Here is a 24932-nt window from a genome sequence, read left to right on the forward strand (position 1 = left end):
AGTGCGCACCGCGGCGCGCACCGGCGTTATTTCGTGGAGTTTTGTGTGCGCAATGATTACGCACTACCCCTTGAATCGAAGGATAGTGCGTTGCGGCTGCGACGGAACCACCCAAGGCGGGTGGCGTGGCTGCGCAAGAACGAGTCAGGGCTCGTCAGCCTGCTCCACTGGCGGCGCTGCCCAGCGTCGCGTTGCTCAGTTCGAGATCGCGCACGCGGGCGACCGCTTCGTCGCGGCTTGCCACGCCGAGCTTCCCGTAGATGTTCTTCAGATGCCACTTGACGGTTTCGGGCGAAATGCCGAGCGTGCGCGCGATTTTTTTATTCGGCAGCGCGTGCGCCAGCAATCCAACCACGCGCGTTTCGCGTTCGCTCAACGTGTCGATGCTCCCGCCCGCGTTGTTGAGCCGCGCGGCCGGCTTGGCACCGCTGCGCGGCGCGCCTTGTTGCGCGGCATGCAATCGGTCCACGTAAAAGGAAAGCACGGGATCGTGCGGTTCACTCTGCTCGACATGAGTGATGAGATCGAGGGCGCCGGGGTCTGTATCGAGCAAACTGCGTATGAGACCGAGCCGGTGTCCGCGCCGCAATGCGGCCAGCACGGCCACGCGCGCCGCGTCCGGTCGGCCGCGCCGCTCATCGACCAATGCCGACTGCATTTGCAGACAGGCAACGTGCCGCTGCCAGCCGTGCGCTTCGTAAAACGGAATGAGCGATTGCAGACGCAGTGCCGCGCTTTCCCAGTCTTCGTGCGCCATGCACCAGTCGATCTGCCCGCGTGCCGCCATCGCCCGAATCTCCGCGACGGTCGTGGAAGGGGCGGCGTCGCTGTGCGCGGCCATCGTGTCGAGGCGGGTCAGTCCCGCTTGCGCCGCGTCGAACTGTCCGCATGACAGATGACGCCGCGTCTGTTCTGCCACGGCATGAGCGACGAGCCGCACGAGGCCGTGTTGCGTCGCGTATCGTTCAAGCCGTTCGAGGTATGCGAACGCGTTCAGCCGATGCCCGGTCGTCCAGTGCACCGCCGAAAGCACGGTGAACACGCGCAGCACGGAGTCGGGGATGGAGACACGCTCCAGCACGTCGATACGCTCTTCAAGCAGCTTGCGCGCGGCGCCGGGTTCGCCGAACTCGTAGAGCGCTTCGGCCAGCAACGCGGCGGCGAAACATGCGGCTTCGGCGGCCGCACTGCCGAGTCTGTCGGCCTTGCAGAGTACGTCGCGGGCAATGCGCTCGACCTGTACGAACCTGCCTTCCAGCGCATGGCTGAATCCGATCATGCAGCGGCCGTTCAGCGCGCCCGCTGGCGTGCCGGAAAGCGGTGCGCCTTCGAAGAGCAGTTGCGCCGACTGCGTCTGCACGCGCCGCGCCTCTTCGTACGCGCCGTGGCGCATGTGGATCCACGAGAGCAGGTTGGTGCGCGCGCCCGTCGCGAGACTGTCCGCGTCGGTGGGAATGTCCAGCAGTTGCGGCAACATCAAGGCGGCGGCGTCGGGGTCGTCGCGTTGCACGGCGAGCGCCGTGCGCAAAAGAGCCAGGCGGTAGCGCGATTGAGTGTCGGCGAAAGGAATGTCGTCGTGCAGTCGCGCGATGGCCGCCGCGCAGGCGCCGAATTCGCGCGCATACAGATGCAGATGCGCCATCAGAAGCCGCAGACCGATGCGAGCCTGAACCTCGACGCATGGGAGCAGCCGCATGAGCCCGACGAGCTTGCGCAGTTTCCCGGCGACCTGCATGGTGCGGGCAACGCGCTGGACGAGATCGGCCGCGGCGGCCGCTTCGCCCGCGAGCAATGCGTGGCGCACCGCCTCGTCGGGATGATCGTGATCGCGAAACCAGGTCCATGCCGCCCGATGCACGGCACGTCGATGCACTTCGCTGCGCGCCTGAAAGCGTTCCAGCAGGGTCTCGCGAAAGAGCGGGTTGAGCCGATACCACGTTTCGCTGCCCGCGCTTTCGATCGGCGCAATGAAGAGGTTGTCGCTTTCAAGTCTCGCCAGCCGCACGCGCACTTCGCCCGCTGTCTGTTCGTCTCCGAGCAAGGCAATACACAGCGGCGCGCAAAACAGCGTGCAGGCCGAAATTCGAATCAGCAACTCGACCTCGGCGAGCGCAAGGCGCGACAACACTTCCCGCTCGAAGTACTCGGTAAGGCCGCGCGCGTCCTGAAGCCTACCGTGCGTCGAGAGATCGGCCCCGGCGATATCCGCCGCGCCTGGTTTTCTCTTTTTCAAGCGCATCGCGCACAGTTGCAGGCCGGCGACCCAGCCATCCGTCTGCTCATGCGTGTAGCGGGCATCTCGCGGATTGATTTCACCGAGCTGCTCTCTCAGGAATTGTTCGGATTCCGCAGCGGTGAAGCGAAGATCGCGCATGTCCAGTTCGAGCACGAGTCCCTCGTCGCGCGTCCGGCCAAGCGAGAGTGGCACGCTGCCACGCGAAACGAGCACGAGGTGAAGGTTGGGCGGCGCGTAATCGAGGAGCCACTGCAACGCTTCGTGACTGCGTGCGTTGGCGAGATGATGCAGGTCGTCGAGCACCAGCACGACGTCTCCGGGATGACCGGCGATGCCGCGCACGAGCGCGATGACGGTGCGTTCGACGGCTTCGTCATCCAGTCCACGACCGCCCAGCAGCCCGGCTTCGCGGGAGATGGCGGGGTCGACGTGCGCGAGGCTGGCGACGAGGCAATCGAAAAAGTGGGCGAGGTCGTTGTCTTCCGGTGCGAGGGTGAGCCACGCGATGTCGAAACTGAGCGACAGCAAGGCCTCGCGCCACGCAATCACGACACTCGTTTTGCCGCAACCGGCGGGACCTTGAAGAATCACGCAACGACTGCGGCGCGCGTCGAGCAACCGGGCGAGCAAGCGCTCGCGCGCAACGATGCGTGCGGCGCCGCGCGGTGCGACCAGACGGGATTCGGTGTTGGGTTCGATCCTGCCGTTTTGCAGGCGGCGCGAGAGCGGACGGTCCTCGAAAGGAGAATTCTGCGGCATGCTGACCTGCGCCTTGCGCGTTCCGGTTAGGCGCCTGAGCGGCGCCCGCCAGAAGACAAAATGATGACCGGCTTATTGTAGCGCAGCGCTAGTGGCGGATTTTCACGCCGGGGCGGGGCGGTCGAGATCGTGCTACTACGATGTTTTACCGGCGCGTGAAGGAGCAATCCGAGAAGCTTCGCGCTCGCGCTTGCGCCGGGAGACGAAACGCACGACCTCGCCGTCCGCGCGCCACGCATGGCAGGTATCGAGCATTGGCATGTCGGCTTGGTCGGACTGCTCTTGACGGACCTTTCCGCTGGCGCGCAAGCCTATGAGCGTCTGGATAGCGGTCGTCGCAATTGGCCCGAGCAGTTCGCTCAGATGCGTGCAACCGCTTGTCCCGGCAAGGCGGCGTCTTACTTCCTTCATGAATCCCGCGCCGATTGCCACGCCCGCGAGGCACGCGTAGGCCGCGTTGATCTCCGCGCAATAGCGGCTTGGCGCGGCCTCGGTGCGAGCCTCTATGCGATGGATCACGAGCCTGCTGTCGACGGTCACGACGATACGCATGTCGTGAATTGGCGAGCCAGGCACGACCTTGAAGATCAGATTGGCGTCGTCGGCCTTGGTGTCGATCATGTGGCCTTCAATATCGAACAGGCCGTCGCTTCTTTCATAACCCGCACACTCGATGCGTCGGGTATGCACAGGCCGCCGCGTGACGGGCATGGATCGGATCGCGGACATTGCCACCTCGCTCAAGGATAAGTGCAGCAGATCAACGCATGGGTCATGCAAGAACCAATGCCCGGGGGCATCGGCACGCTGATGACCGGTTCTGTCGAGCGTAACGGCGCGGCGCGCTTTTGCCGCCCCCTCTTTCGGGTAGGCGTCGAGTGCCGCTCGCCCTTGCCTCGCTCGGGGTATTCCCGTCCCCCCTCGGTTCGGGTAGTGGTTCCGTCCGGCGGTCCCCGCAATATTGACTCGCGACAACAGAGACGTCGATCTTGGGCCCGCGCGCCGACGTGGCGATCCGCGGCATCGGCTCGATGCGTGTTGGCTGGCCACGGTCGACACACCTTGGCATTGCTCATGTTCACCGGATTCAAAACAACAAAGGGAGACATGCATGCGTTTCAGGATCAGACCTGTATTCGGGGCTGTTTTGATGCTCGCCGCCGGGGCGGCTTCCGCGCAGTCGAGCGTGACCCTGTACGGCGTCGCGGACGTATTCGTACAGTATCTGGATAACGGTGGACGGCATTCATATGCCGAGCGAAGCGGCGGGTCGACAGGTTCGCTGGTCGGCCTGAAGGGTTCGGAAGACCTCGGCAACGGGCTGAAGGCGGTGTTCGATGTCGAGAGCGGGTACAACACGAATAACGGCACTTACTTCGCCGACAGCACCGCCATGTTCTACCGGCAGTCCTGGGTGGGATTGAAGCACGACACCTACGGCCAGTTGAGCTTCGGGCGTCAATATCAGCCCAGCTTCTGGGCGGTGTATTTCACGGACCCGTTCCGCGGCAACGAAGCGTTGTCGCCGCTGGCCGCAGCCGATCTCGCCGGCGCCACCGATCGCGCCACTCTCGCGACCCAGTACGTGTCCGGGCGAACCAGCAGTTCGATCGTTTATCTCTCGCCGGACCTGAGCGGCGTTCACCTCTATGCGATGTACGCGCTGGCGTCTGCCACGACCCAGCCAGTGACCGTCACTTCAGGCAACATGCTCGACCTGGCCGCGAGCTATTCCGGTTACGGCTTTTACGCGGGCGTCGGCTATCAGTATCAGCACGGCTCGAACGAGACCGCGCCGCTGGTGCCTGCCGCGCCTTCCCTCTTGACATCGTTCCCGTTGATGGCGACCGAACATTTCACCGGGGCGCTGGCGTATCGGCTGGGCATCGTGAACTTCCAGTTCAACTATTCCTACAACCGCCCCAAGGATGTGCCCGATGGCGCGCTGGTAACAGTGACGCCCGCGGTGAGCCTGCCGCTCGGGACTCTGGTGCATTCGTACAGCATCATGGAGCTGGGCGCGACGATTCAGGCCACGCCTTTCGATACCGTTGAACTTGCGGGCATTCAACGCGTCGTGCGCGGCGTTCACGACAATAGCCTCGGTGTCGAGGTCGGCGTCGACCACAACATTTCGAAACGCACCAGTTTTTATATGCGCGCCGGGTACGTGAAGAACAACGGCAGCGCAAACATGAGCTGGCCCGGCGTGGCGGGAGTCGTCAGCGGCTCGAAACAAGTTCTGGGACTCGTTGGCATGACACATCGTTTCTGACGATGGGGTTCGTTCACGACAACCAAAGAGAGAAAGGAAATCCTGATGCAATCGATTAAAGCGATGCGGCTCGTCGGCGCTGCTTTCATGCTGGCGGCTTCCATAGGCGGGTCTTCCGGCGCGCATGCTCAGAGTAGTTATGCCGCGTCCTCCGTGCCGGCATCGGATGCGAAGGCAAGCAAAGCAGCCAGCAAGGCGGCCGACCGGGCGTTGCAAAAGAGCGTGCTCCGCGCACTCAGCAAAACTCGGGGGCTGCGGGTGGCCAGCATCACGGTTCGCGCGTCTGAAGGGGCGGTGATACTGGAAGGCACCGTACCGGAAGAGGCGCAGATCGGACTGGCCACTCAAGTGGCCGAAGGCGTGGAGGGCGTGAAGTCAGTGAAGAACGCGCTGACCTTGTCCACGATTTGAGGGCGCTTCGCGACGCCATGAGAAAGGCCTCGTGCTGCAGGCCTTTCTTTTCACCGATTCACGTGTTCCGTCAGGCAGTGACCGACTTGCATTCCAGAAACTCGGCCAGCCCTTCCGCTCCGCATTCGCGCCCGTTGCCGGAAGTTTTATAGCCGCCGAAGGGCACGGTGATGTCCATCATGGCGCCATTGATCCGCACCGATCCCACGCGCAGCCGCGTTGCGATGCGCCGGGCCCGTTGTGCATCGCCGGTGGCGATATAACCCGCAAGCCCGAAGTCCGTGTCGTTGGCGATAGCGATGGCTTCTTCCTCATCGTCGTAGGCGATCAACACCAGCACAGGGCCGAAAATCTCTTCACGCGCGATCTTCATGCCGTTGTGAACATCGGCAAAGACGGTGGGGCGCGCATAGAAACCTCGCGAGATGCCTTCCGGCCGGCCCACGCCGCCCGCCGCGAGCCGCGCGCCTTCTTCGAGCCCGGTGCGAATCATTCGCTGCACTTTGTCATACTGGGCACGGTTGGAGATCGGTCCCATCTTCGTGGCCGGATCGGCCGGGTCGCCAACCGTCACTGCGTTGGCAACGGCGGCGGCAATCGTCACGGCCTCTTCGTAACGGTCGCGCGGCACCAGCATGCGGGTGGGCGCGACACACGTCTGCCCCGAGTTGGCCATGCATTGTGCGACGCCGCTCGTCACTGCGGCCTTGAGGTCGGCGTCGTCGAGGATCAGGAGCGGCGACTTGCCGCCAAGCTCCTGAGCGACTCGCTTGACTGTCGGCGCGGCGCTCATGGCGACTTCGATGCCAGCGCGCGTCGAACCGGTGATCGACACCATGTCCACGTCGCGATGCGCGGACAAATGCTCGCCCACGACCCGTCCTTCGCCGAAGATCATGTTGAAGACGCCTGCCGGCGCGCCCGCTTCATGCATGATTTCCGCGAAAACGACGGCGTCGAACGGGGCGATCTCGGAAGGCTTCAACACGATGGTGCAGCCCGCCGCGAGCGCAGGCGCGACCTTGGCGGTGATCTGGTTCAGAGGCCAGTTCCACGGGGTGATGAGTGCGGCAACGCCGATCGCTTCGCGGCGTACATCGCTCTTGCCGTGATTCGTCTCGAATTCGAAATGACGCAGGGTTTCCAGCGCCGCCTGAAGCTGCGCGAGGCCGATCGGCGCCTGCAAGTGCCTGCACAGTGCGATGGGCGCGCCGATCTCGCGGCGCACGGCGTCGGCAAGATCGTCGAGACGGGCGCGATACCTTTCGATCACCCGTTCGAGCAAGGCGATGCGTTCCTCGCGGCTCGTCGCTGACCACGCCGGGAACGCAGCGCGTGCCGCGGCCACGGCGCGGTCGGCATCGGCTGCCGTGCCCATCGCGAGCTTGCCGGTTGGCTCCTCGGTGACGGGATCGACGATATCCATCAGCGTGCTGCCGGCGCACGGTTCGACCCACGCGCCGCCGATGTAGAACGTGTTCAATATTGTCATGCCGTCTCCTCAGGCTATGCCGACCGGACGGTCGCCGATTACCGTGGCGCGCATCATATGGCGCGGCGCGGGGAAGTAGTCCTGCACGGCATAGTGCTGACAGGCGCGGTTGTCCCAAAAGGCGATCGTGTTGGGCCTCCACTTCAGACGAACCTGGTATTCGGGCGCCTGAGCTTGACGGAACAGGTATTGCAGCAGATCCATCTCGGCGAGCTTGTAGTCGAAGCCGACGCGATAAGCCTGAGCCGTCACGTGCCCATAGTTCGATAGATGCGTGGTAAAGGCCTCATTGACGTAGAGAACCTTCTCGCCGGTTTCCGGGTGCACGCGCACCACCGGATGCGTGACCGGCGGAAACTTCTGGCGCATGACGGGATGCTGGTCCTTCGGCAACGCCGTGCCGAACAGCGGCAGAATGTCGTGGACGGCTTCGAGATGAGCGATGCGTGCCTTGATCTCCTCGGGAAGGTTCGCATAGGCCGCGACCATGTTGATCCAGATCGTGTCGCCGCCCACGTCCGGGCATTGCACGCAGCGCAGCATCGAACCCATGGACGGAATGTCACGCCACGATACATCCGAGTGGTAGATGTTTTCGCGTCCACGGCGCGTTTCGTTGCGCCCGAGGATCACCAATTCGGGATGCTCCGGGTGATGCGGAAACGCCGGGTGGATCTCCAGTTCGCCGAAGCGCCGCGCCAGCGCCACATGTTGGGACGGCGTGATGTCCTGATCGCGGAAAAACAGGACCTTGTATTCGAGCAGCGCGCGGCGCAAGGCGAGACAGGTGTCGTCGTCGAGCGGATCGCGCAGGTCGACGCCTTCGATCGTCGCGCCGATCGTCGGCGTGTGACGCTCCACCGCGAAGGGCCATCTCTCGGGTACGGCGTGCGTTGTGTTGAACGCGGGTGCGGTTTCGATTGCTTGCATGTGATGCTCCATTTGAAGCTGTCCGAATCTATCTGTTTGCGGCGCGGATCAAGTCCGCCGCCTTTTCGCCGATCATGATGGCCGGCGCGTTCGTGTTGCCGCCGATGAGCGTCGGCATGATCGACGCGTCCGCCACGCGCAGACCGTCGATGCCGCGCACGCGCAGGCTTGGATCGACGACCGCCTGCGTGTCGATGCCCATCTTGCAGGTGCCGACCGGGTGATAGACGCTGTCGGCCTGACTGCGCACGAACGCACGGATCGCGTCTTCGTTCGAGCCGTCGGGTCCGAAGTCGTCGGTGAGCATTTCTTTGCCGCCTGCATCGGCCAGAGCGGGTTGCGCATAGATGCGGCGCACGATTTTGACGCCCGCAACGAGCGCGTCCATGTCCGCTTCGGCGGAGAGAAAGCGCGGGTCGATCGACGGAGCATCGCGCATGTCGGCCGTGCGCAGACGGACATGACCGCGGCTCTCGGGCCGCAGGACGTATGCATGACAGGAATAGCCATGTCCGAGCTTCGAGCGCTTTGTTTTGTTGCGATCGCCGAGCAGCGCCAGCACGAAGGCCAGTTGCACGTCGGGCACGGCAAGGTCGTGACGCGTCTTGACGAACGCACCCGCTTCGGCGAAGTTGGAGCTGACCATGCCCGTGCGGTTGCGCCGGTATCGCACGATCTCGGACATGAGACGCAGAAAGCCGCCGGCTGAATAGCCATAGAGGTCCGTCGACTTCACCTGCTTGTTGACGATGACGTCGAGATGGTCCTGCAGGTTTTCGCCGACGCCGGGCAGGTCGTGAATCACGTCGATGCCTACGCTGCGTAGATGTTGGGCCGGACCAATGCCGGAGGCCATCAGCAGTTGTGGCGAGTTGAACGCGCCGCAAGCGAGCACGATCTCGCGGCGGGCCCGCAAGGTTTGCTCGACGCCCGCGCGCACGACGTGAATGCCACTTGCACGCTTGCCCTTAAAGACGAGACGAAGCGCCTGGGCGTCGGTGAGCACGGCAAGATTCGGCCGGCCTCCGCTGAAGCTCGGGTCGCGCTTGTCGCCACGATGCAGATACGCGCGCGCGGCATTCCACCGTTCGCCATTCCATTGCGTGACCTGGTAGAGCCCTGCGCCTTCCTGCTCCGCGCCGTTGAAATCGTCGTTTGGGCGATAGCCGGCCTGCAACGCGGCCGCGACGAAACGCCGGGAGAACGGATTGGGCGTGCGCAGGTCGCTGACGTGCAGAGGGCCGGTGCCGCCGTGCCAGGGATCGCCGCTGTCGTCGAGGAAGCGCTGGTTGCATTCGCTGCGACGGAAATAGGGCAGTACGTCGTCGTAGCTCCAGCCGGTGCAGCCGAGCTTTGCCCACGCGTCGTAGTCGCAGCGGTGCCCGCGGATGTACACCATGCCGTTGATCGACGAACTGCCGCCGAGTCCCCGGCCACGCGGCTGGAAGGAGGGGCGACCGCCGAGACCGGGCTGATTCTCGGAGTAGTAGGCGTAGTTGCGCGGACCGTGCTTGCGCACCGTGGCTGCAAGGCCGATAGGCGCCCATACGCTCAGGTGGTGGTCATGGGGACCGGCTTCGAGAAGCGCGACGCTCACCGACGGATCTTCGGCCAGTCTGGCCGCCACCGCACAACCGGCCGATCCCGCGCCCACGACGATGTAGTCATACTCCGCAGCGCTCGTATCGGGCTGCTGGTTTCTCTCAGGTCTGTTCATGGCTCGGTTTGCGGTTCAGATGAGCACGGTGTTTCGCTGCTTGTTCGCCGGAAGGAAGTGGGGAGGCCTCGGGGCAAGGTCCATCAGGCGGGGGCGCGGGCGGCCACGTGCTGCAACGTCTTCACGGACTGCTCGGGACGAAGCCAGCGCAGCGCGGCGAGCGCGGCGGCAAGCAGCAAAACGGCACTCACGACGAAGCCGAGTTCATACGCATGGCTAGTGCCGCCGCCGTGGGTCTGCACGATCCGCCCCATCACCGCCGGTGCAATGGCGGCGCCGAGACTTGCGAGCGCGGTGTGGATCGCGACCAGCGCACCGCGTTGACTGTCCGGCACTATCTCCGCGAGCAGGGCGGGCGCGAGCGTGAAGCTCAGTGTCGGCAGCGCGCAGGCGATGGCTAGCAGCGCGACTTTCTGAATGGGCGGCGCATTCAGCAGGATCAGCAAGACGAACACCAGCGCGCCGGCCATGGCGCTCAGGCAGATTGGATGCACCCGCGCCCGGCGGCTCGATGCGCCGCCTGCCAGCATGCGCTGCGAGATCCAGCTGAGGCCAAGGTTCACGGGCGCCGCCGTGGCGACCACTGCCGCGAAGCAGCGGCCTGCCTCGACGCCGGAGAAACCAAGCCCTTTCTCGAGATAAGTGGGCAGCCAGGTCAGGCTGAGTCCGAGTGTCCAGTAGGCCGTGAAGCCGAGCGCGAACACCGAGAGGACCGAACGGTCCGTCAGGATGCGGCGATACGAAAGCCGTTGCGACGAGGCAAGCGCGGATTGACTAGCGGTACGCTGGTTGCCTCGTGCTGATCGTCGCTCGTCGATCGGTCCTTCGCGGCCGAAGCATAGCCAAAGCACGCACCAGATCATGCCTATTGCGCCGAGCAGCACGAAGTTCATGCGCCAGCCCCATTGCTTCGTCACGAGCGGAATCAGCATGCCGGCCAGCAACATGCCAGCGGCGGCTCCCTGATTGATTACAGCCACCGGCAGATTGCGCCTGCGATCGGGAAACCATTTGTACAGCGCGTGCACGGAGACCGGAAACGACGGTCCTTCCGCCGCGCCCAAAATCACCCGGCAAGCCAGCAGCCCGAGTGCGCTCGTGGTCAGCGCCTGCGGCACTTGCAGCACCGCCCAGGCCAGCCCCATGGCGAGCAAAATCCAGCGCGTCGCAATGCGGTTGGAGAGAAACCCGACGACGACGGTCGAAGCCGAAAACAGCCAGAAGAAGCTGCCGGCGACGAGGCCGTACTGCTGCGGCGACAGATGAAGTTCCGCCGTCAGCGGCACGGCCACCAGACCCAGCACGATCTTGTCGAGAAAATTGATGAGGGAGAGGGCCGTCAGCATGACGGTCATGGTCCATGCCGGGCGCGACTGGAATTTGGGCGGAAACATCATGCTCAGTCCCGCCGGAAGACGCTGTCGCCGGCGCCCGAAGCGGCCGCGAGGAACCTGGGTTGCATTGTTGTCTCCTTGGTATTTTTGCTGGCCTCGCCGCATGCGGCGGCAGGCCAATGACGGTCTCGTAACGTCACGGTAATACCTAGGAGTGGGAGGCAACCCACCCGGAACAGGTAGGGGAGGGAAAACCTTGTTGATGGCCGGGGATGAGCGGTGGGCAGCAGGCCGCGCGTGGGTTTCCGGCTTCCGCAAAAGGTCTTTCCGAGTTCGTGATCGGCGAGTCTGAAGTAGTGACGGAAGTTATAGACCAGCGGTGACCATTTTTCGGCATCGATATGGTGCATGTTCTTGACGAAGGCCTCGTCTGCATGCGCGCGAACGATCTCGACTTCTGCGGCGACGCCACCGCCAAGCGCTTGAAGTTTCTCGCCGCCCATTCGGTGAATGTGCCGCACGCGAGCCTCCAGATGCATGGGACACTCAGCAACGCGATAAGGCTTCACGCAATCACTGGCGAGCTGAGTGAACCCCGCTTCCTCGAACTTGCACTTCTCGAAGCGAAATTGCTTTTTCTTCAACTCGGGGACGGGGTTCTTTCCAGTCAGAGGCGCGAGTTTTTCGACCTGCTTCCACATCTCCGGCGACGGAAGATTGATCACACATTCCGCATGCCGTTCGAGATTTTCAGCCGTCTTTGTCTCGTCCAGCAAGCCGAGCATGAGCGTCCAGCCGAGCGCCCAGAACGACGACATCGGCGCGAGATTGGTCGTGCCGTCCTCGTTGAGCGAGCTGATCAGAGCGACCGGTGTGCCGAAGTAAAGAATCTTCGGTTCGATTGTCTGGAAGATGCGTTGAGCCATCGTGTCCTCCTTCGGGTCAAGGGACAAGCAGATGATGCTCAAGTCATTTTGCGACAGTCGACTGCGGCATGTTTCAGCGTCATGTGAAATGTCGACCGTCAACTCGGCACAGGCGTTCGCGTCATCAAGACGATCCCTGTCGCCGCCACGACGGTTCCGGCAAGCATCGACCAGGAAAGTGGTTCACCGAACATGGCCCATGCCCATACGAGCGTGACCGATGGGCTCAAGAAAAGGACGCTCGATACTCTCGCCGCTGACGAACGCTTCAGACATAACCAGTACAGACCATATCCGCCAAGCGTGGAGAGGAGCGCCGTCCAGACCACGCTGGCGGCGAATCCCGTGGTGGCAACCGGCGCGATGCTTCCTTGAAATGTCTGCAGGCCGAGAAAAACCACGCACGTCACGCTGCAATGGAGCCAAAGGGTGGCCAATAGACTTAGCGAGCCAAGACGACCGGACGCGCGTTGCTGCCACACCGTAGCCACGGCCAAGGACGCCATGCCTGCCACCGGCAGGCCGTACGCCCACACAGGAGCAGAACCAAGTGTAAAAGCATCGCGACTGACGAATAGCACGCCTGCCACGCCCAGCGCCATGCCAAGCCACGTCCGGCGTGAACTACGCTCGCAGAAAAACACGGACGAAATCACCACCGTACCGACAGGCAGAAGGTTTGCGATCAGCGCAGAAAGTCCCGCCGATACCCCGAGTTCAATGCCCTTTCCGATGCCAGCGATATAGCCCGCCATCGCGAATAAGCCGATCACGCCGTGCCGCAGTAACACGGCGGGCGGCGTGCGCATGATTTCGCGCGCCACGAACGGAAGCAGGCAAAGCGAGACCACCGCGCAACGCCATAACACCACGAGGAAAACTGGTGCGTAGTCGGCGGAAAAGCGCATGCCGACGAAGCCGGAGCTCCACGCGACGATCATCAACGCTTCCAATGCCGGTAAAGGCAAGCGCAGCGGCCGCGTTGCGAGCGGGCGGGATGTCGGGCAAGGTGTCGAGAGCTTGGTCATGCACCTAGCGTAGACAGTGCGCGACGATTCGAAAATCAAAATATACTGAGCATCTCGTTCAATTCGGTTAAACCACCATGGAAGCGGTCCTCGACATCGAACTGTTGCGCACGTTTCACGCGGTAGCGCGACTCGGCAAATTTCGCTCGGCGGCCGAGTTCGTGCACAAGAGCCCGGCCGCGATCAGCATTCACATTCAGCGTCTCGAAGCGATTGCTGGCGGCCGCTTGCTCGATCGGGACAATCAGGCGGTGACGCTCACCGTGCTCGGCAAGCGGTTACTTTCCAGTACGAGTGAGCTACTAAACGCGCACGACCGTGTTTTGCAGGATTTTCATGGGAAAGCGCTGGCGGGGAGGGTCGTGCTGGGCGTGCCGGATGAATATGCATCGCATGTGATTCGCGACATTCTCCCCGGCTTTTCGACAATGTGGCCCAACGTCGTGCTCGAAGTGAGGACCGCCCCGAGTCTTAAACTTCGTGACCAGGTGGGCCGGGGCAAGCTCGATGTGGCGCTATTGGTTCAGCCTATCAAGGCAAGCAGGCCCGCTGAGGTGCTGACAGTGACTACGCCGGTATGGGTCGGAAGCGCGGCGTTCACGCTGGACGAGAGCCGTCCGCTTCCGTTGGCTCTTTATGCCGAGCCTTGCCCGTATCGTGCAGCGATGACCAATGCGCTGGAACGCGCCGGGCGAAAATGGCGCGTCATACTCGATAGCGCTTCGAGCCAGGCCATCAAGGCATGCGTCGAATCCGGGCTTGCGGTCACGCTGTTGGACCGCGCGCGCGTGAGCGAAGAGATGAGAGTGTTGGACAAGCTGCCGCGCGTCGTGGACCACGAAGTGGTTTTGATGCGGGATGCCGGCGGCCGTGGTAGCGAAGCGATCGACTTGCTCATTGCCACCATCCGGGAGAATTTCCGGCTCTAAGGAATGGGATGGCTTCGAGGCGTGGGCGTTGTCGGTTTCGCCTTAAGTACTTGGACATGCGCTCGACTTCTCAAAGCAGAGGCTTGAGCGGCGAACGGGCATGCGCCAACAGGAGCATGCCCGCCTGATTCTCGATGCGCGATTGAATCCGCGACTAAATTGCCTTACTGCGGCGCGGCGTTCGTCGTCGTGCTACTGCTCTTCTTGGCCTTCGAGTGCTTCTTGGGAAACGTCGAGTGCTTGCCGGTCGGGCCCGAAGGCGAGCCGGTTTCGCCGTCGCCGTTGGGCGTACCGACGCCGACGCCACCCCGACCCGCGCCGTTGCTGCCCGGCTCGCCCGCGCCATTCCCTTGCGCGAATGCGCCGCACGACAAGCCAAGCGTCAGTGCCGAGACAAGAATGCCTTTAGTTACGATCTTCATATTGTCCTCTTGATGTTGATAGTCGGCCGCGAGCAGATCCCGCGGCATGGAAGCGTCTAAGGCAATCCGCGTGCCGAGAAATCCGGCGTCGAATTGAGACGAACGCTTGTGCGTCAACGAGTACGGGACTTGATGCTTTCAAGCCACCGTCGGGGAGATTAACACTCTTGTTCGAACCATTGACGTTTGCGTGACGTCGGCAGGGCGAGGTCATCCGCGTGCCGCGAATAATCGAACAAACAACATGTCGTGGCGCGAGAACAACTCGACGCTTTCTTCGTTTTCAGGGTGAACACTTGGACCGCATCGCCGCTCGGCCCTTTGCTGGCGGCCTATCTAACCGCGTGCCGCTGGCACGTCGCGAACACTCCTGGTGCGCTAACGAACCCAGCGACATCGTTTTCAGCGGAAGCAACAAAACAACCCGGTTATTGTTCTTACGATTGCTGAAGGAGGCGGCGCCGTAATTCTTTAGACCGCGCCTCGATCCATCCAGACCTTAGAAAACAAATCCATGCAAACAACGAGAATGCCCGCCGAGACGGGCCTTGCTGGCGAACGGCGCGCGGAATCCGCCGTCCGCACGGCGTTCCGCTACGACATCAATGGCCTGCGCGCGTGGGCAGTGCTTCCCGTCGTCCTCTTTCACTTCGGCATTCCGGGTTTTTCCGGCGGCTTCGCCGGTGTCGACGTGTTCTTCGTCATTTCTGGCTTTCTGATGACTGGAATCGTCGTCGCGGCGCTCGAGCGCGGCCGCTTCTCGCTGGTCGATTTCTATCTGTCGCGCGCGGTGCGTATCGTGCCGCCGCTTATCGCGTTGTGCGTAGTCTTGCTCGGAGTCGGTTGGTTCTGGCTCGTGCATGTCGATTATCGGGAGCTCTCCCTCAACGCGGCCTCCGCGCTCACGTTCGTTTCCAATGTCCTTTTCTGGAGACGCTCAGGCTATTTCGATTCGGCGTCGCATGAGAAGTGGCTCCTGCACACGTGGTCGTTGTCCGTGGAATGGCAGTTCTATCTGTTGCTGCCGCTCGCAGCCGCATTCGCATGGCGCTGGCGGCGCAGAGCCGGGGTCATTGCGCTGTTGTCCGCTGCAGGCGTGGCGTCGCTGAGTTGGTCGATTTATGCCACGTCGCGCTGGCCCGACGCCGCGTTCTATCTCCTGCCAAGCCGCGCGTGGGAAATGCTCGCCGGAGGCATGGTCTGGCTTTACGCCGGACAGCGCAAGTTGCCCGCCGCGCTCACGCGTGTGCTCGAAGCCGTCGGACTTGCGTTGATCGCGCTGGCGGTCGTGCGCTTCGATTCCAGCCTCAGTTGGCCTGGCGGCTTTGCAATCGTACCCGTGCTCGGCGCGGCGTTGGTCATCGCAGCATCGAGACAGCGCTCCATGTTCACGGGCAACGGCATCGTGCAATGGCTCGGCACGCGTTCGTATTCGCTCTACCTTTGGCACTGGCCGGTCGCGGTGTTGCTGGTCTACTCCGATCGTCTGCACGATCCCATGAGTATCGCGGGCGGTATCGTTGCGGCCGTGCTGCTTGGCGAGGCGTCTTATCAACTCATCGAACGGCCGACGCGCGCATATCTCGCTCGCGCGACGAAGCCCGCACGCTTGCTGTATCTGGGCACGGCGATGGTAGGCGTGACCCTTGTCGCCATTGGCGCGCGATATCAGCATGTCCCCAACCGCGTGCCGGAGTTGTGGGACATGGCCGCGAACGAGCAACTCGATTTCAGCCCGATGCGCGACCAATGCCTCGCGTCGTCCGGAGGCAAATCGCCGGCTTGTAGGTTCGGCAGTGGTCCACTTCGGGCGGTCGTGCTCGGCGACAGCCACGCCGATGCAATGGTGAGCGCCGTCCAGAAAGCACTGCCCAACGGTTCGATCATGGAGCTGAGTTACTCGGGCTGTCCGACGATCTACGGTGAGCATGCGGTCCCGGGTTCGCGCGATGCCGACGAGCAATGCGCCAACTTCAACGCTTGGGCCTTGCGCAAGCTGGCATCGATCGACTCGGCCATCCCCGTGTTGATCGTCAATCGCACGTCGGACTATGCGTTGGGTCCGATCGATGGCAGCGCACTCAGTCACCATCCGCTGGTCTATTTCTCGCGCCTGTACGACTCGCCGACGCCCGCGTTCCTCGCGGAGTATGCGCAGCATCTCGTGGCATCGGCTTGTCTGATCGCGAAGTCGCACCCGGTCTATCTCGTGCAGCCGGTGCCGGAGATGCCATTCGAGGTGCCGCAAGCCGTGTCGCGCCAGTTGATGTTCAAGCGGGGCACCAACGACCTGTCCATTCCGCTCGACGACTACGACAGGCGTAACCATGTCGTGCGGATGGCGCAGGAAGCGGCGGCGGCGCAATGCGGCATCAAACTTCTCGATCCCAAGCCGCGCCTTTGCGATCACGGGCGATGCTGGGCGAGTCAACAACTGAGACCGCTGTACTACGACGCGGATCACCTGAGCGAATTCGGCAACAAGCGCCTGGTTCCGATGTTCCGTGAAGCCTTTGCGCAATCCATTGCTATGCGTTAGAAGAGACGAGCTAAGCCTCGACCGCAGATAATTACAAATACATTCGGTAAATTAGAAAATCGTAAGATTATGTTCTGCACGAGTATCGGGACACCGTACTCCACCGCACTTTTCAAAATTTTCACGATTGGTAAATTCGCGCAAACCTAACAAAAAAGGCAGCGGGGGATTAATGGCAGAGACCAACAATAGATATGAGGCGCTGGACGGCCTCAGGGGCGTGGCCGCGCTCGCGGTCATGATTTCCCACCTCAGTCAGGAAATGCTTTTCAGGAACGCTTATGAAGCGGTCGATTTATTTTTCGTGCTGAGCGGCTTTGTCATCGCGCATTCTTACGGCGCGCGGTTGCAGAACGGCATGACCAACGCGGAATATATAAAGAGGCGCATTATCCGGCTCTATCCGATGCTCATATTTTCGCTGCTGATCGGGCTACCCGTTTTCATCGAGGCGGGGCGCGAGGGGCTCACGAATTTTTCGTCGGGGAACATCATTTCTTCGACGCTCTATAACTCGTTTCTCGCGCCGTATATCGGCGAGCTGGGCGGTCCCATTTTCCCCAGTAATCCGCCCGCGTGGTCGCTCTTCTTCGAAATGGTGGCCAGCCTTTCGTTCGTGTTGATCGTCAGGCTGCAAATGCGCTCGATATTCAAGATGATTCTTTTGAGCGCGGCGGCGTTCCTGACAACGAGCGCGCTGACGACCATCGACCTGCATGGCCACGGTCTGTTCGATTTCGAGCAGGGCTGGTCCGGCAGCCGGTTCGACGGCGGATTTTTCCGCGTGGCCTTCGGTTTCCTGGTGGGTGTATTTCTCTACAACAAGAAAGATTCGATCACGAGAATCGCGACCGCGATCGTACCTCGCGCGTTCGCCAATATTTACTTTCTATTCACGCTCGTACTCGTTCTGTTTTTCTTTCCCATGTCGCTGCACGGGATTTACCCGATGTTCGTTATCTTCGGCGTCGCGCCGTGGCTGGTGGCGTTCGGATCGACTGTACGTTGCACATCGGCGGTGGATATCAATATCGCGCGTTTTCTTGGCTGGATTTCCTACCCGATTTATCTGATCCACTATCCGATCGGGCAGGCGGTCTTTATGTACTTCGGAAAAGCGAACCAATATGCGGTAGTGCCCATGCTGGCGACTTGCGCGATTACCATCGTGTGCGCGGTGCTCCTGACGAAGTTCGTGGAAGAGCCGATTCGCGCGTTTCTCGCCAAACGGTTCATTCGCTCTTCCAAGACTCAGGCGAGCGTAACCGAGCTCGGCATGCGAACGGATCAGCATCCGGTTTGAGGCCGCGCGCGAACGCATACCGTTCGCGCGTCGGGAAACTACGTAGAAAAGAGATGCTTCGCGGAAAGCATTCAGAAGGGCGCGGTTTCTTATACTCCTCGACATCACGACGCCTGCGACGACAGGCGCCCAGATAACAAGGAGACTTCGATGCCGCGTCGTGCAGGAACGTTTGGCCGCGCACTCATTTGCCTGATCGCGTCATGCGTGGCTCAAGTGAGCCTCGCGCAGCCGATCCGGCTCATGACCGGCGGCGCGGCCAAGCTCATCTATCTGCCTGTCGTGCTCGCGGATCGGCTCGGCTACTTCCGCAGGGAAGGGCTCGACGTGCGCGTGCTGTCCGTGCCGGCCGGCATCGATACTTCCACCGAACTGGTCGCGGGCGCAATCGAAGGCGCGGTGGGCTTCTACGATCACACCATCGGTCTGCAAAGCCGCGGCATGGACGTGCAGTCGGTCATCGTTCTCGGGCAGTCGGCCGGACTCATCGAGCTTGGCACGAACGGCATGCGCAACATGGCCGATGCCAAAAGCCGGCGCCTCGGCGTCACGGGCTTCGGTTCATCGACTTACTTTCTCACGCGCTACCTCGCCACGCGCGCCGGCCTCGCGCCCGACGCCTACACCATCGTTCCGCTGGCCAATGAAGCCGCCTTCGACAAAGCGCTTTCGAGCGGCGATGTCGATGCCGTCATGACCGAGGAGCCCACCGTTACGCGCCTCTTGTCGCGCGGCGCGGCAAGGCCGCTCGTCGACTTACGCAGTGTCGCCGATACGCAAAGACATCTGGGCGGCCCATACGTCGGTGCCTGTCTTTATATGCGGCGCGACTGGATCGACGCGCATCCGGATGAAACCGGCCGGCTCGCGCACGCGTTGCTCGACGCGCTGCGCTTCATCGGCACACACAGCGAAGCCGATATCGAGGCCGCCATGCCGGCATCGCTCAAGGGCAACGACCCGGCAATCTACCGCCAAGCCTTGTCCGTGATGAAGCCGGCGTTCTCCTCGACAGGCCGGATGCCCGCCGGTGCGCCATCGACCGTGCTCGCGACCCTTGCGGACATCGATACCGAGGTATCGGCGCGTCACGTCGATCTCACGCGAACCTGGACCGACCGTTTCGTCGCCGACGCGCACTGACGCGCCGCGACCTTCATTTCAATGGAGACATGCCGATGCGAGCCATTCAAATTCACGAGTACGGCGGACCCGAAGTGCTGCGGCGCGTCGATATCGAGATTCCGAAGCCGCGTGCGGGAGAAGTGCTGGTGCGCGTCGTCGCGGCCGGCATCAACTTCATGGACGTTCACACGCGACAAGGCAAGTATCGCGATTCGCGGACCTATCCCGTGAGCATTCCATGCACGCTCGGCATGGAAGGCGCGGGCGAAGTGGTTGCCGTGGGCGCGGGCGTGACCTCGTGCGGCAAGGGCGACCGAGTCGCGTGGTGCATCTCGTGGGGCGCCTACGCCGACTATGCGATCGTGCCCGCTGCGCGGCTCGCACGCATTCCGGACGCGATTGCTTATGACGTCGCGGCCGCGTCGATCTTCCAGGGTTCGACCGCGCACTATCTGCTCGACGACGTGGCAAGGCTCGAAGCGGGAATGACTTGCCTCGTGCATGCGGCGTCGGGCGGCATCGGCCAGTTGCTCGTGCAGTTGGCAAAACGGCGCGGCGTGGAAGTATTCGCGACGACGAGCACCCCGGACAAGGCGGCCATCGCAAAGGCGCGCGGCGCCGATCACGTGCTGCTCTACGAGAACGGCGGCTTCGCGGATCGCACCCGCGAGTTGACCGACGGCCGTGGCGTCGACGTCGTGTTCGACGCGGTCGGCAAGAGTACCCTGCGCGACAGCTTCCGGGCAGCGCGTGTGCGCGGACTCATCGTGAACTACGGCTCCGTCACCGGTCCCATGCGCGACCTCGATCCGTACGAACTCGGCGAGGCCGGTTCGCTCTTTCTCACGCGCCCGCGCCTGGCCGACCATCTCGCCGATGCGACCACCGTGCAGCGACGTGCCGACGACATCTTCGCCGCCATCGTCGAAGGCGCGTTGCGCGTGGAGATCAACGGGCGCTACACGATGGATAACGTCGAGGCGGCGCATGCCGCGCTCGAAGAACGTCGTCAGTCCGGTAAGGCGGTCATGGAAATCGGTTGACCGCTTCACTCACAGGCATCGCATGACTTTTTTCTTCCGGCGCTCGCCGTGCCGCGCCGGTGACGCAACTCGTCCTTTTGCAGAAGGGGACCTCATGGCATCCGTTATTCAAGACCGTACCGAATCGCCGTTTCGATCAGTGTTCCGCGTGGTCAGCGGCAACTTTCTCGAGATGTTCGACTTCACCGTCTACGCTTATTACGCGAGCGCGATTGCGCACACGTTCTTTCCCTCGGATAACGAGTTCGTCTCGCTGCTTCTCTCGCTTTCGGTGTTCGGCGCGGGCTTCGTCATGCGTCCGGTCGGCGCGCTCGTGCTCGGCGCGTATGTCGATCGCCACGGGCGTCGTCGCGGCCTGATCCTCTCGCTATGGCTCATGGCCGTGGGCACCGCGTGCGTGGCGTTTGTTCCCGGCTACGCGTCGATTGGCGTGGCGGCACCCATCGTCGTGCTGATCGGGCGGTTGCTGCAGGGCTTTTCGGCCGGTGTCGAACTGGGCGGCGTGTCGGTTTATCTCGCCGAGATCGCGACGCCGGGCAAGCGCGGCTTCTTCTGCTCGTGGCAATCCGGCAGCCAGCAAGTGGCGGTGATCTTCGCGGCTTCGCTCGGCGTGCTGCTGAATCAGTTGATGCCGGTCGCCGACGTCAACGCATGGGGCTGGCGTATCCCGTTTCTGATCGGCTGCCTGATCGTGCCGTTCCTGTTCATGATTCGCCGCACGCTGCGCGAGACCGACGAGTTCGCCGCGCGGAAGCATCATCCGAGCATGGGCGAGATCATGATGTCGATGGTCGAGAACGCCGGGCTGATTGTGGCGGGCATGGGGCTCGTCATCATGACGACCGCGTCGTTCTATCTGATCACGACCTACACGCCCACTTTCGGCCGATCGGTGCTGCATCTTTCGTCGCTCGATTCGCTTATCGTCACCGTCTGCGTGGGCGTGTCGAACCTCGTGTGGCTGCCCATTTCCGGCGCCGTGTCCGACCGCGTCGGCAGGCGGCCCATCCTGCTCATCTTTACCGCGCTGACCATCCTGACCTCGTATCCGGCGATGCAATGGCTCGTCGCGGCGCCGTCGTTCGAGCGTCTGCTCGCGGTGGAACTGTGGCTCTCGGTGCTCTATGCGTGGTACAACGGGGCGATGGTGGTCGCGCTCACCGAGCTGATGCCGGCGAACGTGCGCACGACCGGTTTTTCGATGGCGTACAGCCTCGCCACGATGGTGGGAGGCTTCACGCCGGCCATATCGACTTCGCTGATCCACTTCACCGGCGACAAGGCGGCGCCCGGCGCATGGATGGCCGTGGCCGCGCTGTGCGGCGCAATCGCGACGCTCGTCCTTTACCGGTCGCGCGAAGCCCGCAATGGATACCGGTGGCAAAGCGTTCCGGAGCAATGAAACTTCTGCTGATCGAAGACAACCGCCAGCTGGCGCACTGGCTGAGCAAGACGCTGACCGACGAGGGCTTCCTCGTCGAGCATGTGCCCGATGGCGAAACCGCCGGCGCGGCGCTCGCCGGCACGCGCTATGACGTCGTGCTGCTCGACCTCAACCTGCCCGGCATGTCGGGCAAGGCGGTCCTGCGGCGCATGCGCGACCAGGCCAACGACACGCCCGTGCTGGTTCTGACGGCCACGGGCGACATCGGCGAAAAGGTGATTTGCCTGGCGGATGGCGCCGACGATTACGTCGTCAAGCCGTTCGACGAACGCGAACTGATCGCGCGTATCAAGGCGCTTGCGCGGCGGCACGCGCCGGTGCGCTCGAACCGCTTGCGCTGCGGCACCTTGCTCTACGACATGGACCGGCGGCAATTCTTCGTCGGCGATGACGCGCTGTCGCTCACGCCGCGCGAACACGCGGTACTCGAAGCGCTTATTCTGCAAACCGGGCGGACGGTCTCGAAGGCCGTGCTCGCCGAAGCCTTGAACGACCGCGACGCGCCACCGAGCGGCGACGCCATCGAGATCTACGTCTCGCGGGTCAGGAAGAAAATCGAAAAGAGCACGGCTGCGATCATTACGTTGCGCGGGCTCGGCTATCTGCTGGAACATGAAGAGCCGCAAGCATAGCCTGCGCGCGCGGCTCCTGATTTGGCTGATCGTTCCGACGACGATCTTCGGGATCGTCGCGGGATGGGCCACGCATTTGAACGCACGGCGCACGGCCGATCTGCTGCAGGACGCGGCGTTGCTCGCCGCAGCACGCGTGATGGCCGCCGACGTGCGCTGGAACGACAACGATCTGGTGGCTTCGGTATCGCCGAGCACGATTCAGATCGTCGGCACGCCCGAAGGCGATCAAGTGTTCTATCGCATCGAGATCGCGGGCGGCGCGGTGATCGCGGGAACATCCGACTTTCCGCGGACGCGTCTGAGCGCCTCTCCGCAGTGGTACGACGCGCAGGTGGCAGGCTCGCCCATTCGCGCCGTATCGCTTAAGCGCGCCATGTTCGACAATGGCAAGACCATCGAACTGGTCGTTTCCATAGGCCGCACGCTCGTTGCCCGCGACGCGCTGGTTGCATCGCTCTGGACGCCGCAGATTGCTTATATTCTCGGCAGCATCGCGGTTGCCATGATCCTGATCTGCACCGGGCTCGCACTCGAGTTGAGACCACTCGAGAAGCTCGCGAGCGGCTTGGCCGTTCATCCGCTCAAGAGCAAGGAGCGAATCGACGCGACAGGTCTTCCGGTGGAACTGCATCCACTCGTCACGGCGTTCAATGCATCGCTCGATGTCATCGAACGGCAAACGGCGACGCAGCGCCGGTTCATCGCCGATGCCGCGCATCAGATACGCACGCCGCTTACGTTGCTCGGGTCGCAGCTTCAGTACGCGCGCCGCCAGCACGGTCTAGACGAAGTGAGGGAAACGCTCACTGCCATGCATCAAAGCAACCGCGCGATGGTGACGCTGATCAATCAGCTTCTCATGCTCGCCCAAGCCGAAGCCGCCGACTACACCGCTTACGAAGGCGAGGCGGTGGACTTACGCGCGGTCATCACGCTGGCCGTCGAGAAGCTCGCGCTCGTGGCGCGGCGGCGCGATATCGAACTGGCTGTAGCGTTCGAAGGTGCGCTCGTCGTGACGGGAAGCGAGCCGCTCTTGTCGGCCGTGTTTTCCAATCTCATCGATAACGCCATACGCTACTCGCCGCGCGGCACGCGCGTCACGGTCGATGCCAAGGAAACGCACGTGAACGTGACCGTCAGCGTCGTGGATGAAGGGCCGGGCATTCCGGCGACGTTGCGCGAGCGCGTTTTCGAGCCGTTCTTCCGGGCATCGGCAGAAGAAGGCAGCGGACTTGGACTCGCGATTGCCAAGGAGATCGTGCGGGCGCACGGCGGCGTGGTTGCGATCCACGACGCGCCGGGAGGCGTGGGAGCAATGGTGGAGGTGGTTCTGGCGCGCGAACAGGAGCCGAGGCGGCCGTCCGCGCGCACCCCCGTATAATTCGGCATGAATCGCACAATCTGCCCTTTGGCTGCGCCGCTCTTTTCCATGGCGTCGGTCCGTCAGTCTTCCGCTCGCGGAACGTTACGCATCTCGAACGCTCGCGCCACGAGCCCCATCCGAGGCTCGCATGAAAACGCCTAAACGCCTCATACCGCTTCTCGAAGAAGGACTCATCGACGAGGTCATCAGCCAGCTCATGAGCGGCAAGGAAGCTACCGTCTACGTCGTGCGCTGCCAAGACGCGACGCGTTGCGCCAAGGTCTACAAGGACGCGAAGCAGCGCAGCTTCCGGCAGGCATCGTCGTATCGGGATGGCCGCAAGGTCAAGAACAGCCGGCAAGCGCGCGCGATGGAAAAAGGCACGCGTTACGGCCGCGAAATGCAGGAAGCGTTGTGGCAGAACGCCGAGGTCGATGCGCTGTTTCGCCTGGCCAATGCGGGCGTGCGCGTGCCTCAACCCTTCATCTGCACCGACGGCGTGTTGCTGATGGAACTCGTCGTCGATGATTCGGGAAACGTGGCGCCGCGCCTCAACGACGTTCACCTGACCGAAGCACGCGCGCTGGAACTGCACGCAATGCTGCTCAAGCAAGTTGTGCGCATGCTGTGCGCGGGCGTGATTCACGGCGACTTGTCGGAATACAACATTTTGCTGGCGGCCGAAGGTCCGGTGATCATCGACTTGCCTCAGGCCGTCGATGCGGCGGGCAACAACGAAGCCGCGCCCATGCTCAAGCGCGACGTCGACAACCTCGCGAGTTACTTCGGTCAGTTCGCGCCAAAACTTCTGCGCACCGACTACGGAACGGAGATATGGTCGCTGTTCGAAGCGGGCGGCCTGCATGTCGATGTCGCATTGACCGGTCACGTCGAAGCGCCCACTGGCCCTGTCGATCTCGATAGCGTGTTGCAAGAGATCGAAGACACGCGCCTGGAAGAAGACGCGCGCGTGCGGCGAGAGCAGGACTGAGCGCAGATCGGGTTCGGCTATCGCTTACCG

20 protein-coding genes are annotated in these 24932 nt (G+C 62.7%); 11 read left to right on the forward strand and 9 right to left on the reverse strand.

Features of this window, described 5'->3' with window-relative positions; all coding sequences use genetic code 11:
• Nucleotides 1-154 precede the first annotated feature (154 nt).
• Nucleotides 155-2995 (reverse strand): LuxR C-terminal-related transcriptional regulator, encoded by a 2841-nt coding sequence (locus P9292_RS07445; protein ID WP_250468192.1) that lies wholly within the window; start codon nucleotides 2993-2995, stop codon nucleotides 155-157.
• Between the two features lie 135 nt (nucleotides 2996-3130).
• Nucleotides 3131-3724 (reverse strand): DUF2889 domain-containing protein, encoded by a 594-nt coding sequence (locus P9292_RS07450; protein WP_309958455.1) that lies wholly within the window; start codon nucleotides 3722-3724, stop codon nucleotides 3131-3133.
• 382 nt (nucleotides 3725-4106) lie between these two features.
• Here P9292_RS07450 and P9292_RS07455 point away from each other — a divergent pair, with 382 nt between their 5' ends.
• Nucleotides 4107-5270, forward strand: coding sequence for a porin (locus tag P9292_RS07455; RefSeq protein ID WP_309847916.1), 1164 nt, complete (start codon nucleotides 4107-4109; stop codon nucleotides 5268-5270).
• Between the two features lie 45 nt (nucleotides 5271-5315).
• Entirely contained in the window at nucleotides 5316-5681 is a 366-nt protein-coding gene (locus tag P9292_RS07460) for a BON domain-containing protein (protein ID WP_309847914.1), read from the forward strand.
• A 70-nt stretch (nucleotides 5682-5751) separates the two neighbouring features.
• On the opposite strand, the gene P9292_RS07465 is transcribed toward P9292_RS07460, so the two are convergent.
• The 6 genes from P9292_RS07465 to P9292_RS07490 form a co-directional block, all read right to left on the reverse strand.
• Nucleotides 5752-7173: an aldehyde dehydrogenase family protein gene (locus P9292_RS07465; RefSeq protein WP_250494326.1), complete on the reverse strand. Its 1422-nt coding sequence runs from the start codon at nucleotides 7171-7173 to the stop codon at nucleotides 5752-5754.
• 9 nt (nucleotides 7174-7182) lie between these two features.
• Nucleotides 7183-8103, reverse strand: a complete 921-nt coding sequence (locus P9292_RS07470) for a TauD/TfdA family dioxygenase (RefSeq protein WP_309958456.1) — start codon at nucleotides 8101-8103, stop codon at nucleotides 7183-7185.
• 28 nt (nucleotides 8104-8131) lie between these two features.
• A complete protein-coding gene (locus tag P9292_RS07475) occupies nucleotides 8132-9820 on the reverse strand; it encodes a GMC family oxidoreductase N-terminal domain-containing protein (protein ID WP_309958457.1) in 1689 nt (562 codons plus the stop codon).
• Between the two features lie 83 nt (nucleotides 9821-9903).
• Nucleotides 9904-11217 (reverse strand): MFS transporter, encoded by a 1314-nt coding sequence (locus P9292_RS07480; RefSeq protein ID WP_309958458.1) that lies wholly within the window; start codon nucleotides 11215-11217, stop codon nucleotides 9904-9906.
• Between the two features lie 2 nt (nucleotides 11218-11219).
• Nucleotides 11220-12080, reverse strand: a complete 861-nt coding sequence (locus P9292_RS07485) for a flavin reductase family protein (protein ID WP_309958459.1) — start codon at nucleotides 12078-12080, stop codon at nucleotides 11220-11222.
• 98 nt (nucleotides 12081-12178) lie between these two features.
• Nucleotides 12179-13108 carry a DMT family transporter gene (locus P9292_RS07490; RefSeq protein WP_309958460.1) on the reverse strand — a complete coding sequence of 310 codons (930 nt, stop codon included), beginning with the start codon at nucleotides 13106-13108 and terminating at the stop codon, nucleotides 12179-12181.
• A 77-nt stretch (nucleotides 13109-13185) separates the two neighbouring features.
• Here P9292_RS07490 and P9292_RS07495 point away from each other — a divergent pair, with 77 nt between their 5' ends.
• A complete protein-coding gene (locus tag P9292_RS07495) occupies nucleotides 13186-14037 on the forward strand; it encodes a LysR substrate-binding domain-containing protein (RefSeq protein WP_309958461.1) in 852 nt (283 codons plus the stop codon).
• 164 nt (nucleotides 14038-14201) lie between these two features.
• Here the strand turns inward: P9292_RS07495 and P9292_RS07500 are convergent, their stop codons facing one another.
• A complete protein-coding gene (locus P9292_RS07500) occupies nucleotides 14202-14459 on the reverse strand; it encodes a hypothetical protein (RefSeq protein WP_244830318.1) in 258 nt (85 codons plus the stop codon).
• A gap of 514 nt (nucleotides 14460-14973) precedes the next feature.
• Between P9292_RS07500 and P9292_RS07505 the strand changes: the two genes are divergently transcribed.
• From P9292_RS07505 to P9292_RS07540, 8 genes are all read left to right on the forward strand, one after another.
• The gene (locus tag P9292_RS07505) at nucleotides 14974-16998 is read left to right on the forward strand and encodes an acyltransferase family protein (RefSeq protein WP_309958462.1); all 2025 of its coding nucleotides are present in this window, start codon (nucleotides 14974-14976) and stop codon (nucleotides 16996-16998) included.
• A gap of 172 nt (nucleotides 16999-17170) precedes the next feature.
• On the forward strand, nucleotides 17171-18301 hold the full coding sequence (locus P9292_RS07510) for an acyltransferase (RefSeq protein WP_309958463.1): 1131 nt from the start codon (nucleotides 17171-17173) through the stop codon (nucleotides 18299-18301).
• A 150-nt stretch (nucleotides 18302-18451) separates the two neighbouring features.
• Entirely contained in the window at nucleotides 18452-19444 is a 993-nt protein-coding gene (locus P9292_RS07515; protein WP_309958464.1) for an ABC transporter substrate-binding protein, read from the forward strand.
• A 35-nt stretch (nucleotides 19445-19479) separates the two neighbouring features.
• On the forward strand, nucleotides 19480-20469 hold the full coding sequence (locus tag P9292_RS07520) for a quinone oxidoreductase (protein ID WP_250468205.1): 990 nt from the start codon (nucleotides 19480-19482) through the stop codon (nucleotides 20467-20469).
• A gap of 94 nt (nucleotides 20470-20563) precedes the next feature.
• Nucleotides 20564-21871 carry an MFS transporter gene (locus tag P9292_RS07525; RefSeq protein WP_309847894.1) on the forward strand — a complete coding sequence of 436 codons (1308 nt, stop codon included), beginning with the start codon at nucleotides 20564-20566 and terminating at the stop codon, nucleotides 21869-21871.
• Complete coding sequence (locus P9292_RS07530) at nucleotides 21868-22545, forward strand: response regulator transcription factor (protein ID WP_244830328.1); 678 nt, start codon at nucleotides 21868-21870, stop codon at nucleotides 22543-22545. Before P9292_RS07525 ends, P9292_RS07530 begins: the two co-directional genes overlap by 4 nt.
• On the forward strand, nucleotides 22526-23929 hold the full coding sequence (locus P9292_RS07535) for a sensor histidine kinase (RefSeq protein WP_309958465.1): 1404 nt from the start codon (nucleotides 22526-22528) through the stop codon (nucleotides 23927-23929). Before P9292_RS07530 ends, P9292_RS07535 begins: the two co-directional genes overlap by 20 nt.
• 130 nt (nucleotides 23930-24059) lie before the next feature.
• Nucleotides 24060-24902, forward strand: a complete 843-nt coding sequence (locus tag P9292_RS07540) for a PA4780 family RIO1-like protein kinase (protein WP_250527562.1) — start codon at nucleotides 24060-24062, stop codon at nucleotides 24900-24902.
• Nucleotides 24903-24932: the final 30 nt, after the last annotated feature.

The sequence above is a fragment of the Caballeronia sp. LZ001 genome (assembly GCF_031450875.1).
Classification (GTDB): domain Bacteria; phylum Pseudomonadota; class Gammaproteobacteria; order Burkholderiales; family Burkholderiaceae; genus Caballeronia.